This is a genomic window from Spirosoma aureum (assembly GCF_011604685.1).
GTDB lineage: Bacteria > Bacteroidota > Bacteroidia > Cytophagales > Spirosomataceae > Spirosoma > Spirosoma aureum.
The window spans coordinates 4,664,846-4,678,279 of record NZ_CP050063.1 but is presented as its reverse complement, the minus strand read 5'-3'; the positions used below and the strand labels follow the sequence as shown (position 1 = coordinate 4,678,279).

The following is a 13,434-nucleotide window of genomic DNA, read 5'->3' as shown; positions in this document are numbered from 1 at the left end:
AATACAGAAGGCCCAGTCATTGACCGGGCCTTCTGTATTTGCCTTTTAAAATCTATTAACGATTTTCAACCAATACCTTAAACTCATCAACCGTCACATCCTGCGACACGATGGTTAGTTGCGTTTTTGCATAGTCAATGACTTTATCGTCATAAACCCGATTGAAGGTGCTCGTATAATTCTGACCGTTGTTCTTTTCATCCAGCAGGTAATTCCGGGCAATACGGTCGATGGTTTGATTCATCTCCTCGTTCTCGCCACCAGCAAAGCCGAACTGCTCGCGAACCATCTGACGCGTAACGTCAAGCACTTCATCGAACTCAACTTTAATGTCAGCTTTATCGGCGATTTTGTTCTTGATGAGTTGCAGTTTTACCGACTTTGTAAAGTCGTCATATTGCTCATCAATCTGCTCAGGGGTAAACTTACCTTCGTTCACTTCCAGCAGCCAGTTTTTCAGAAACTCGTCGGGCAACAGTATCGGCGTATTGTCAAGCAGGTTCTTTTCGATATCCAACCGCAGCAATTGAGTCGATTCGCGACTGTAGTTACCCCGAATAATCTCAGCAACTTTTACGCGGAACTGCTCTTCATTTTCAACCGCTCCAGCGCCCAGCACTTTATCAAAAAACTCCTGATTTAATTCGGCTGGCTCATGGCGCGTAATGTCGTCAACCTCAAAGGTGAATTCACCGGTCAGTTCACCAACTTCTTCTTTGCTTGCTCCAGTAGCTGTGGCACGAGTTTTCTCGTCTGGGAAGGCGTTCTCTAATACGAACGTCACTACGTCACCTTTTTTCTTACCGACAAACTGACCTTTGGCCTCTTCAGCCATTTGGTTCATCGGGAAGGCTGTTTTGGCGGTAAACTCACCATTTACCTGCTTCAGTTCGCCGTAGATGGTATCACCGTCGCCAACCTCTTCCCCATGTGCGTGGGTATGAAAACGTTGTTGCAGATCAGCGATGGTCGAATTTATTTCTGACTCACCAGCCTGTATTTCGTACTGAGTAACGCTGGGTAGGTCGCTGAAATCGATATCAAACTCCGAAGCCAGACCCAGTGTATAGCTGAATGCGAAATCAGATTGGTTATCCCAGTCGATTGCATCCGCTTCGTCGCGATTTGGAACCGGATCGCCAACAACCTGTAGTTTGTTTTCGCGAATATACTGGCTAACTGTTTTGCTCAGCATCGAGTTAATTTCATCCACAAGAATGCTTTTGCCATACATCTTCTGGACGAGCGAAGCTGGCACGTGACCCGGACGGAACCCTTTCAATTGAACCTTACGACCGTAGTCTTTCAGTTTCTTATCTACTTCTGGTTTATAATCGGCCGGAGTCAGGACGATTTTCAGCGAAGCATTTGTGTCGCTGGCTTTTTCTAGGGTAATATCCACGTTTATATCGGTTTTAAATAATTAAAGAGCGAAAGAGCGAATGAGTGAAAGAGCGCCTGTCCGTAAACATATCACTCTTTCACTCTTTATCTCTTTCACTCTTTTAGCTATTTGTACGGGCGGAGGGACTCGAACCCCCATGCCTTGCGGCACCAGATCCTAAGTCTGGCACGTCTACCAATTTCGCCACGCCCGCGGCTCTGACGGTTGAAATTTTTTAGAGCTAGCTGTTCGTTACAGTCTCCGTTAACGATCAGTTTATTCGACTCGAAAACCCGTCAACTCGTGTTTTGGAGGTGCAAAAGTACGAAAGAATTTGAATTCACCAAGCAAATTCGAGAAGGTTTTATTTTTAGTAAGTCTGTCATCATTTTTAGATTATTATTTTGTTATCTTGGTAGTACGAGTACAACCTATAGGCAATTACCTGCAAAGACGCCACCATGATGAATGCCACTGCCGAACCTGCCATTGATTTAGAGTTGGAGCGTCAGGAAATCCTGAAACGCTACCGACGCTTGCTGCGGGCGGCTAAGCCAATGTTGAAGGGCGATGACGCCAAACTGATTAAAAAAGCGTTTAACACGTCTGCCGAAGCGCACAAGAACATGCGTAGGCGGTCGGGTGAACCGTATATCTACCACCCGCTCGCGGTTGCCCAGATTGCGGTTGAAGAAATTGGGTTGGGAACAACCAGTATCGTGGCGGCACTGCTCCACGACGTTGTGGAAGATACCGATACGACCATTGCTGATATCGAACGGGCGTTTGGTCTCAAAGTAGCCCGCATCATTGATGGCCTGACCAAAATCTCAGGAATCTTTGAATACGGCACCTCGCAACAGGCCGAGAATTTCCGTAAGATGTTGCTGACCCTGTCAGATGACGTTCGGGTAATTCTGGTCAAACTGGCAGACCGGCTCCATAATATGCGGACGCTGGATTCGATGCCCCGCGATAAGCAGTTAAAAATTGCCTCCGAAACGATCTATATCTATGCTCCCCTGGCGCATCGGCTGGGTTTGTACGCGATCAAATCCGAACTGGAGGACCTGTATCTGAAACACGTTGAACCGGAAGCCTACAAGGACATCGCTAAAAAACTGCGCGAAACCAGGGTTGCCCGCGATCGGTTTATTGGTCGATTTATCGAACCCATTGAAAAAGATCTGGCAGAAACGAAGATCAAATACGTGATAAAAGGTCGGCCAAAGTCCATTTATTCGATCTGGACCAAGCTGAACAAGTCACAGAAACCGTTTGAGGAAATCTACGATCTATTCGCCGTTCGGATTATTCTGAATGTACCACCCGAAGAAGAAAAAGCCGCCTGTTGGCGTGCCTATTCAATCGTTACCGACCATTATAAGCCGAACCCCGATCGCCTTAAAGACTGGATCAGTACCCCGCGCACGAATGGCTACGAATCGCTTCATACAACCGTTATGAGCCGGTCGGGTCAATGGGTCGAAGTGCAGATCCGGACCGAACGGATGAACGAAATTGCGGAGAAAGGCTACGCAGCTCACTGGAAATACAAAGGAAACGACACACAGACTGGTGCAGGGATTGAAGCCTGGATCAGTCAGGTGCGCGACATGATTGAGTCGGCAGGGAGTGGCGATAAAAAAGCCGCAATCGAATTTGTCGATGATTTCCGAAGCAATCTCTACAGTGAAGAAGTTTTTGTATTCACGCCGAAAGGCGACCTGAAAGTATTGCAGCGGGGGGCTACTGCGCTTGACTTTGCGTTCGACATTCACACCCAGATCGGGGCTCGCTGTATGGCGGCCAAAGTCAATAACACGCTTGTTCCGCTTAGTCACGTTCTGCAAAATGGTGATCAGGTAGAAGTTATCACCTCCAATCGCCAGAAACCCAGCGAAGACTGGCTGCGTTTCGTGGTAACTTCCAAGGCCAAGACCAAGATCAAGGATTTAATCAAGGAAGATAACAAACGGTTCGTTACTGATGGCCGTGATCTTGTTCAGAAGAAACTGCGTGTGTTGCGGATGGACATGACGAATGAGACCATCAATCAACTCCGGGCTTACTTCGGCTCTAAAACTACCGATGATTTTTTCTATCGGGTGGGCAAAGGCCATATTGATGTACAGGAACTAAAGAAATTCAAATCCGACAAGGAAGCGAAGGAAAACCGCCTGAACAAACTCAATACAGATACGATCCAGGACGGCAAGTCGTTTACGAAAGAGCTTAAGAAAATTCACGGTGAACGGGCCGATGCCGATATGCTGCTTATTGGCGAGGATATGGATCGGATCGATTATACGCTCTCCAAGTGCTGTAACCCAATTTCGGGCGACGATGTATTCGGATTTGTGACCATTAATGATGGCATTAAGATTCACCGGGTTACCTGTCCAAACGCCGTCGAACTGATGTCGAACCACGGAAACCGAATTATCAAGGCGAAGTGGACGTCTCAGAAAGAACTGGCATTCCTGGCGGGTCTGCGAATCACAGGTACGGATCGGGTAGGCTTAGTGAACGATGTAACGCGGGTCATCAGCAATGAGCTACATATCAATATGCGCTCGGTCACGATTGACTCAACAGATGGAATTTTTGAGGGTAATATTCGGCTCTATGTTCACGATACCGGCCACCTCGAAACCCTGATGCGTAAGCTGGAACGTGTCCAGGGTGTATTTGAAGTCGTTCGATTCGACTCGTAACCATCAAAATGATGAATAATAATGCATGAATCTTCCCATAGATCTTTCATAAGTTATCAATCATCATTCCTTTCACTATTTTTGCACTCTCAATAATCGGAACGGATATGGCTGCGCCGAAACAAACCAATTTAGAATCTGCCCGGACAATTTTCACGGCTTACCTGGAAAACAAGGGGCTACGGAAAACGCCGGAACGATTCGCTATTCTGGAAGAGATTTATAACCGACAGGACCACTTCGATGTGGATGAGTTGTATATCTCCATGAAGAATAAGAACTACCGCGTTAGCCGGGCCACAGTATACAATACGCTCGATGTGCTGGTAGACTGCGATTTAGTGACCAAACACCAGTTTGGCCGGAATCTGGCGCAATACGAGAAATCGTATGGCTACCGTCAGCACGACCACCTGATCTGCACTGACTGCCACAAGGTGATGGAGTTCTGCGATCCGCGCGTTCAGAACATTCAGAACATGGTTGGCGATATGCTGAAATTTAACGTGATGCACCATTCGCTGATCTTTTATGGTGCATGCGCCCGTGATTTCTGCGAAAACAGGCAACAAACGGCTAAAGACATTCAAGGTGTTCAAGTGCCTGTTGAAGGTTAACCGTCACTGAAGAGTTATGCATGATGATGAAGGGTAGTCAGCTGCTCATCGTTTTTCGTTCATTCATAACTCTTCACTTTTACTTTATATGCATCACCTCGCCCAGCTTAACATTGCCCGAATGCTCGTGTCTGACATCGATCACCCGATCATGGCCGACTTTGTGGCACAACTCGACCCGATCAACCAATTGGCCGAAGAAAGTGAGGGATTTGTCTGGCGCTTAAAAGGGGATGGCAACGATGCAACTGAGTTTCGACCATTCGACGATGAGCGAATCATTGTAAACATGTCGGTTTGGGAGTCACCGGAGCAGTTACAGGCGTTTGTGTTCAAGAGCAGGCACACAGACGTGATGAAAGAACGCCGGAAATGGTTTGAAAAACCAGATCAGCTGATGACGGTTTTGTGGTGGATTCCGGCTGGCCATATTCCCACAATTACGGAAGCCAAACATCGACTTGAGCGCCTTAATAAAGTTGGGTCGGGTGCGCAGGCTTTTACATTCCGCGACATTCAACCAAAGCCGAATGAAGGAACAAGAGAAATTAGTGAATCTGTATAATCACAGTCGTATTAGCGGCTAATCAAAATGGTAGATGTTTTATTAGGCCTCCAGTGGGGCGATGAAGGAAAAGGTAAAATCGTGGACGTGCTGGCGCCACAGTATCAGGTTGTGGCCCGTTTTCAGGGTGGACCTAATGCCGGTCATACGCTCGAATTCAACGGATTCAAGCATGTTTTACACCAGATTCCATCCGGCGTTTTCCGGGATGATATCCTGAATATTATTGGCAACGGTGTCGTGCTCGATCCCATCGTTTTCAGAAAGGAAATTGATGGGCTGGCTAAGTTCAATCTGGCACTGGCGAAAAACCTCCAGATTTCGAAAAAAGCGTCAATCATTATTCCAACCCATCGTCTGCTGGATGCTGCCTATGAACAAGCTAAAGGAGAGTCGAAAATTGGATCGACGCTCCGGGGTATAGGGCCAACCTATCAGGATAAAGTGGCCCGTCAGGGTTTACGCGTCGGCGATATTCTGTCCCCTAATTTTCAGGAGAAATATGGTAAACTGGTAGCCATTCATAAAGTGATACTGGAGCAGAATAATTTCGATTATGCTTCGGTACTTCCTCAGGCTGAAACTGATTTCTTTGCAGCGGTGGAGTTTATGAAGCAATTCCAGTTGACCGACAGCGAATATGAAGTCAATCAGGCATTGAGTGATGGGCGTAAGGTGCTGGCCGAGGGTGCTCAGGGATCACTGCTCGACATTGATTTTGGCTCTTATCCGTTCGTAACCTCGTCCAACACGATGACCGCTGGTGCCTGCACCGGGCTGGGTGTAGCTCCCCGTCAAATCGGTGAGGTCTTTGGCATTTTTAAAGCCTATTGCACCCGGGTTGGCAGTGGCCCCTTCCCTACCGAACTCTCCGACGAAACCGGTGAACGTATCCGCCAGGAAGGCCGCGAATTTGGTGCTACAACGGGTCGTCCCCGCCGATGTGGATGGCTCGATCTGCCCGCTCTGAAATACGCCATTATGATCAATGGTGTTACCCAGTTGGTTATGATGAAAGTAGATGTACTGAATATCTTCGATGAAATTCAGATTTGTACTCATTATCAGCTTCCCGATGGTACAACAACCGAGCATTTACCCTATGATCTTTGTGATACAGCGGTAATTCCGGTCTATAAAACATTCAAAGGCTGGCAGACCGATTTGGCGAATATTCATTCGTTCGATGAAATGCCGGCCGAACTGACAACCTACGTCAACTTCCTCGAAGAAACACTTGGGTTACCGATTAGTTTTATCTCGACCAGCCCCGATCGCGAAGCCATCATCTACCGTCAGGCAGTAGGCATACATTGATCTGTCTGTTATGGAGTATACCTTGCCAGCCTCACTGGATAAACAGAGGCTGGCATTTTTTATGTAATTTTGAACCATCAATTCGGTACTTTCCTACCTACATGGCTTTCCTGAACCCAACTCATAATCATTTCGACCGCCGGGGTTTTCTCAAAAAAAGCTCACTGGCAACGCTTGCTACCCTGATTGGGACTGACATTGTCTTTGCCAATCGATTACCTAAACATTACCTACCGCTGGCCATTGACGTTGATCCAATGGCCACAAAAAATAAAGGATTGGTCGTTTTGAACGATAAACCCTGGAATGTTGAAACGCCCGCCCACTTACTTGATGATCCCATTACTCCGGCCGACAAACTCTTTATTCGGAATAATGGCCTGATTCCGGAAAAGATTGATCCGGCAACCTGGACACTAACGATCAATGGTGAGTCGGTTAAACAAGCCAGAACCTACAAACTTGACGACTTAAAGAAACGCTTCAAGCCCTATACGTACCAATTGGTGCTGGAGTGTGCAGGCAACGGGCGATCAGGTTATTTTCCGAAAACAGCAGGCAATCAATGGACCGACGGGGGTGTCGGTTGTGCAGAATGGACTGGAGTTCGGTTAAAAGATGTTCTGGCCGACGTTGGGCTGAAAGATGATGCAGTGTATATTGGCTATTACGGAAAAGATCTGCACATTAGCCTCGACCCGAAAAAAGAAGTGATCTCACGGGGCGTACCAATGCGGAAAGCGCTGGAAGATGAAACGCTACTGGCCTGGGCCATGAATGGGCAGGATATTCCGCTTGTTCACGGCGCTCCGTTGAGGCTGGTCGTGGGTGGATGGCCTGCGTCTACATCCGGGAAATGGCTGCATACGATAGCCGTACGCAACAAAGTTCATGATGGGGCCAAGATGACGGGCAAAAGCTATAAAGTGCCGATCAACCCTGTTGAACCCGGTGTTGATCCACCCGAAGACCAGTTTCGGATTATTGAATCGATGCCCGTCAAATCGATTATCACGTTTCCGCAAACGGGTGCTATGCTCACGAAAGGGCAAGCGCTTATTCTTCGTGGACACGCCTGGGCGGGCGATCGATCGGTACGTGAGGTAGCGGTTTCGGTTGATTTTGGCGCAACCTGGCAAAAAGCCGAACTGAAACCACCTAAAAACCGGCTGGCCTGGCAACACTGGACAACAGAAATAAAGCTTCCCCAATCGGGCTATTACGAAATCTGGGCACGGGCAACCGACAGTGCCGGTGTAGCACAGCCGATGGTCATGCCCCAATGGAATCCGGAGGGATATTGTAACAATGCCTGCCATCGAATTGCGGTTAAAATGGGGTAACGAAAGCAACGGGATGAAAGGAAGAAACAAATTAGTTGTACTCGTCGTCATACTGGCAGGACTACTGTCGGCTACAGCACGCACAGGCTTATTGGCAAAATACGCTGAACGCCAAACAGTCGTTCCGCGTACACAACTCGACTCCGTAAAAACCGATCCTGAGACCGGCCTTGCCGTCGATGATCAGCTCATGCTTGTAAAAGCACAATGTACGGCTTGTCATTCGAGCAAATTGATCCTGCAAAGTCATTTTTCGCGGGACAAATGGATCGAACGCATCCGATGGATGCAGCGAACGCAGAAACTTTGGGATCTCGGCGAATCAGAACCTGTTATTCTTGCCTATCTTGTTAAGCATTATGGGCCGGTTGAACGCCCGTTCGATGGTCGGCGCGAACCCTTGAAGAACGTTAAGTGGCATAAACTGGAAACCGGACGTTAACCATCAGCGAATGTCAGCAAAGAATTTTTATCAGACGCTTTACCAGAATGACCAGTTGTTCCGGGTATCCAACGACTCCTGGAATTTGGGGAACGGGCAATCCACACCCACATTGATTGCCGACGAAGTTATAAGCCTTTCGGAGGAAACCACTGATATACCTCTTATACAGGATACAACTGACTTGCTGGCTGAGCTGGATGCGTTGGCGGCTGCCCCTATAACCACTCCGGCAGCGGCTACAACACCGGATAGCATACCAATAGTAGTTAGTGAGACTGCAATTGCTCCGGAGGTTATTATTGAAAATGAACCTGTTTCAATAATTGCCACGCCTGAACCACTCCCTCAGGCCATTCCACGCCCAACGACTCCATCGATTACACCCCCTATTCAACAAGTCCGGATGCCACAACTCAACCACAAAGTTTTGTTATTGGCCGATGAAGAACTTGATCCCAGTAATCTGCTCTTTCTGGAGAAAATTCTGAAAGCCGTTAATCTTAATATCGATGGGGTAGATTTACTGAACCTGCACGGCGCTCGTGACCTCGACTTTGCAGAGCTGGTTCAGGATAAAAAGATTCATCATTTTATAACGTTCGGCGTTCCCTTCAATCGTATTCATCTGGATATAGCGATGGATCGGTATCAGCCCATTCGTTTTTTTGGCATAACGTTCCTCATGGCCGACTCGCTTCCTACCATCGAAGCCGACCAGAATCTTAAGAAGCGACTCTGGGGTGCTCTACAGCGAATATTTTTACAACGCTAACTGGCCATTACCTATACCCGGCATCCGTTAGAGAGTAGTCTACGATAACGTGAAGCAAAACAGTTTATGTGAATAGTTGCCAGTTATTCAGATTCGTATTCTAGTAAATTACCAAGGAGGGCGTTTATCGTTCGATCTTAAAGTGAACCCAAGAATAGGCGTCAACAGGCGATTTAACGGCATTCCGCTCATCATTCTTCAGCGTGCATAATTGACGGATAGTTGTATTATTGGGGCACTATTCACGTATTTACCACCGTTTCACTAGTACCAATTTTACCCACCAACCCATTTTTGGGTTTGACTAATGACGTTTATCAAACGCCTTCGCTCGCTTTTCGTATCCATTCCAGCACCTGCCAGTCCGGTTGTTGCTCCTGTTATCAGAAATCCTATTATATCTGAATTTCTGAGCCAACCTGAAATTCAGGCAGCTCTTCATAAAATACCTCCCTTATCTGTATCTAATGAGCCATTACCCGATTGGCTTACCAATGAAGAATCATTGCGTGATGAAGGGGTGTTATTTGGGTTGGCCGATGCTCAGCCTACAGAGAAAGTCGCCGAAATTCGGGCGCATTTCGAGCATCAGGCTATTCCGTTGGATAAACAACGCAGCCAATACATCGAAAAAATTGGCGAATTAAATTTGCTGATTGGTCAGCGTGAGAATCGTATCCTGGTATTGCAAGACCAGCTAAAAAGTGTTAAAGACCGTAATCCAGCACCCAACGGCCTGCTTCGAACGACGATAAGCCTTTTGCTGTCAATCGGTATGAGCGTTGGTACGTTTTACCTGATTGACGAAACCCTCGAGCCAGCTTACCCAAATCACTGGATTTCTATTGGCGTGTTTCTGGCAGGCATGTTCAATTTATTCGGTCGCACGTCGTTTTTTTATGAGGAAAGTACACGCCTGACCAGTCGACGGGTGATTGAAGAAATAGGATTACCACTGGCAACGTCGGTATTTGTGCTGTCTCAAGCGCTGAAAGCACAGACAGTATGGCAGGCGGGAGCCCTATTTATTTTTGTATTTTTCCTATTTCTACTAGCGGGAAAACTGTTTTTAAGCACAGTAAGCCTTCTACAAAATGGAATCAGTATTAGTCAGTCAAATCGCCAGTTACTAGTTGATAAACAACAGAAATTGCCCATTTGGGAAGCGGAGATCGAACGGCTTGATCAGGAGATTGATAGCATCCGAACGCAAAAATGGCCCGTTGTTACAGCACTAACCAGTTTAGATACTGACCTGGCCAGATTGAACACCAGGCGCGATCAGCTTGTTAATCTATTTATGAGCGAGTATGAGCTCGCTCGCAGTATCCGAAATAGGCTCACAGAGCAACAGCGGGAATCAATGTTTAACGAATTATGAATGATAAATAATGACTTATGATACTTAAATTCTATTCAATACTTAACTCATACCTAGTGCGCTAAAATCATCATTCATAGTTTATTCTCTTACTTAGTTATGGAACCAACTAACAATCCCGACTTTCAGCATGGCTACACAAGCGGTGTTGAAGGTGTTAACCGGGAAACATACGAAGGGTATCTATCCAGTCAGGTCAATACAGACTGGCTTCAGGATCGAATTCAGGAAAAGCGAACGGAAGTAACCGATTCCGACCGTCAGTTAACGGAAGCAATCGAAGCACGTCGTACCGCTTATGCCGAATTGCAAAACCACGCCCTTCAGGTTGAACGCCTGGACAAGCAGGTCAAACAACGCGAAGCAGACCGTCAGGCGCTGGAAGCAGACCGCGACAACCTGCGCGAACGCCGAACGAAAGCGGCTCCCGACTATTCGCTTTTAGCCGGACTCTTGTTTCTGGTTGCCGGTATCTCCTTTTTGGCGGGCGATCTGATTATCTCGCACGAGATTGTGGCCTACGCGCTAAACATCCGCAATACCAACGAAGCCTGGGCATTTGCAGTTGGTCTGGCCATGGTATCGATTCTACTGAAACCAGCTTATGACCGACTGATCGAAAAGCCATACCAGGAAAATCCAGAGAAAAATCGGGGTAAATATGAACGTTTCAAAATTGCACTGGCTCTCTTTTCAGTACTGACGCTAGCCGTATTGGGCTGGTTCCGGTATGAAGCCTATCGCACGGACCAGCTCAAAGCAGCCATAAACAAATCGGTTCGTCAATTACAGCTTAATACCGATCCCACAGCCGCCACGCAGACGCTCAGTCCGTCGACACTGAGTAAAATTGAGCAGCAATTGAGTGAATCGAGTGAATTGAATCTGGCGCTTGTCAATAGCCCCTGGGCGTTGTTATCATTTGTGTTAAGCGGAATTCTGTTTGCACTGGCCGGTGCAGTTTGCCTGGGTATCGCGTTGCCTGTCCTATCTGCCTTCTGGTTCCGATGGCTACAGGCTGATATTAAGCTATGGAAACTACGTCGACGAATCAAACGACTAAATCAGGAAATAGCGCCACTAGATGCACAACTGGCCGAACAACGTACGCAACAGAACGTGCTACAACACAATCTGGATCTGCTGCCTGTTCTTGACGAATTAAAAGAAAAACGACAGGCGGCCACTGACGAACTGAATGAGCTATTGGCTGAATTGAAACTAGCCCAGACTGATAGCCGAATCAGCAACTTTAATGATGGGTATGGACAAGGCGAAGCAACCCGTACGGGTCTGAGTGATGAAGAACAGCGGCAACTTCGCAAGGAGATGCTTTCACTTCAGAATGGCAACCGGATTAATGGTAGTAATCGACCCGTTGAACCACGCCCTAATGGAGCCACTCCTGATAAAAATACCAACGGCAAAACGCAGGGCTTGCGTCCCTACCAAACAATTCGGAAGTTTCTGTCTGATGACATGTAGCCATACATGAAAGCTTAAAAACGCTCGCTTACTTCACATTGTAAGCGAGCGTTTTTGCTTTATTACTCACCAATAGCGTTAAAATAGGATTCAAATTTCGAAATTCTCGATATGAAGTTATATAGTTAACGTATGGCTATTATGAACGTAAATGCAGCCCTTTCTAAAAATGTCAGACTAGGAATTATGAAGTGGCTCAAAGAACTAGCGGCTAATTTTCTTCCTCATGTTGAGGTATAGGGTTTCGATGATGGAGTCTGTTTAAAAAATATACAGCAAAAAACAGGGCTATCACAGTCTACCATTTCGTATTATTTATCGATGTTGCAGGAGGCTGGTCTTGTCATTCCAACAAGGCACGGCAAGTGGACCTATTATCGAAGAGATGAAAAAAATATTAAATCTTATCTTACTCAAATAGCTTTATAATTATAATTTTTCAACACTTTTGTACTAATAATTTCATCATAAATGGAACAAATCAATTTCTACATAGTCGATGTTTTTGCTTCCAATAAATACGAAGGAAATCAGTTAGCCGTTTTTCTGGACCTGGAAAATAGATTATCTGAAAAACAAATGCAACAAATTGCCAGAGAGATAAATTTTGCAGAAACAACATTTATAAAAGATAATAAAGTTGATAATCGATTTGTTGTCAGGATATTTACGCCTGAACATGAAGTTCCGTTTGCTGGCCATCCTTCATTAGGAACAAGTTATGTTATTTCTAAATTTCTACTAGCAAACAGAACGCCAAAACTTACGCTAGAATTAGCCCATAGTGATATAGAAATTACAATTCCTGAATCTAAAAATCTGGACGAAAGTATCTTCTATATGCGCCAACCCCAACCCGAATTCAGAAATATATATTCTCATCAAGAGATTGCAGAAGGGCTTGGTATCCAGCATTCTAGCTTAAATGTTTTACTTCCTATACAGGAAATAAGTACGGGTTTACCCTACATTTTAATTCCACTAAAAAACCTGGCCGCCATGGAAAGTCTAGATCTAAATTATCAGGCCTTTAAAGATTTCCTGATTTCAAAAAATAAATACAGAACAAATAGCGCTACTGGACATTCAACGTCATTATTTTTCTTTACGAAAGAAGCGTATGAAACAGGCAATTCATATAATACAAGAATGCTCTTAATTGAAAATAACAAATTATCTGAAGATGCTGCAACGGGTAGTGCAAACGGGTGTTTTTTAGCTTATCTTTTATCTTATGTGGATACAGAAATTAATGTAACTGTAGAACAGGGTTTTCAAATGGGCAGGAAATCCTATTTATATCTTAATGGAAAAGTGCAGGATGATCAATTCGAAATTAATGTTGGTGGAAAAAATAAATTGATTTCAGAAGGAGTCTGGTATTTTTAGGGCTGTTTAGTTGATCTAA

The 13,434-nt window shown here is 45.9% G+C and carries 12 protein-coding genes and 1 tRNA gene; 11 read left to right on the top strand and 2 right to left on the bottom strand.

Features of this window, described 5'->3' with window-relative positions:
- Positions 1–55: 55 nt before the first annotated feature.
- Entirely contained in the window at positions 56–1,402 is a 1,347-nt protein-coding gene (tig, locus tag G8759_RS18430; RefSeq protein WP_167210541.1) for a trigger factor, read from the bottom strand.
- A gap of 114 nt (positions 1,403–1,516) precedes the next feature.
- Positions 1,517–1,598, bottom strand: a tRNA-Leu gene (locus G8759_RS18425).
- Positions 1,599–1,848: 250 nt separating this feature from the next.
- Here G8759_RS18425 and G8759_RS18420 point away from each other — a divergent pair.
- The 11 genes from G8759_RS18420 to G8759_RS18370 all read left to right on the top strand — a co-directional run bounded on the left by G8759_RS18420 (position 1,849) and on the right by G8759_RS18370 (position 13,415).
- Positions 1,849–4,101, top strand: coding sequence for a RelA/SpoT family protein (locus G8759_RS18420; RefSeq protein WP_167219084.1), 2,253 nt, complete (start codon positions 1,849–1,851; stop codon positions 4,099–4,101).
- Positions 4,102–4,208: 107 nt separating this feature from the next.
- Positions 4,209–4,718, top strand: coding sequence for a Fur family transcriptional regulator (locus tag G8759_RS18415; RefSeq protein WP_167210537.1), 510 nt, complete (start codon positions 4,209–4,211; stop codon positions 4,716–4,718).
- A gap of 88 nt (positions 4,719–4,806) precedes the next feature.
- Complete coding sequence (locus G8759_RS18410) at positions 4,807–5,283, top strand: DUF3291 domain-containing protein (protein ID WP_167210534.1); 477 nt, start codon at positions 4,807–4,809, stop codon at positions 5,281–5,283.
- A gap of 27 nt (positions 5,284–5,310) precedes the next feature.
- Entirely contained in the window at positions 5,311–6,600 is a 1,290-nt protein-coding gene (locus tag G8759_RS18405; protein WP_167210531.1) for an adenylosuccinate synthase, read from the top strand.
- A gap of 101 nt (positions 6,601–6,701) precedes the next feature.
- On the top strand, positions 6,702–7,943 hold the full coding sequence (locus G8759_RS18400) for a sulfite oxidase (protein WP_167210528.1): 1,242 nt from the start codon (positions 6,702–6,704) through the stop codon (positions 7,941–7,943).
- 13 nt (positions 7,944–7,956) lie between these two features.
- Complete coding sequence (locus G8759_RS18395; RefSeq protein ID WP_167210525.1) at positions 7,957–8,385, top strand: hypothetical protein; 429 nt, start codon at positions 7,957–7,959, stop codon at positions 8,383–8,385.
- Positions 8,386–8,395: 10 nt separating this feature from the next.
- The gene (locus G8759_RS18390) at positions 8,396–9,160 is read left to right on the top strand and encodes a hypothetical protein (protein WP_167210522.1); all 765 of its coding nucleotides are present in this window, start codon (positions 8,396–8,398) and stop codon (positions 9,158–9,160) included.
- Between the two features lie 307 nt (positions 9,161–9,467).
- Positions 9,468–10,541: a hypothetical protein gene (locus tag G8759_RS18385; protein ID WP_167210519.1), complete on the top strand. Its 1,074-nt coding sequence runs from the start codon at positions 9,468–9,470 to the stop codon at positions 10,539–10,541.
- A 99-nt stretch (positions 10,542–10,640) separates the two neighbouring features.
- Positions 10,641–12,026 (top strand): hypothetical protein, encoded by a 1,386-nt coding sequence (locus tag G8759_RS18380; protein WP_167210516.1) that lies wholly within the window; start codon positions 10,641–10,643, stop codon positions 12,024–12,026.
- A gap of 270 nt (positions 12,027–12,296) precedes the next feature.
- Positions 12,297–12,455 (top strand): ArsR/SmtB family transcription factor, encoded by a 159-nt coding sequence (locus tag G8759_RS36430; RefSeq protein WP_167219082.1) that lies wholly within the window; start codon positions 12,297–12,299, stop codon positions 12,453–12,455.
- 42 nt (positions 12,456–12,497) lie between these two features.
- Positions 12,498–13,415, top strand: coding sequence for a PhzF family phenazine biosynthesis protein (locus G8759_RS18370; RefSeq protein ID WP_167210513.1), 918 nt, complete (start codon positions 12,498–12,500; stop codon positions 13,413–13,415).
- Positions 13,416–13,434 lie beyond the last annotated feature (19 nt).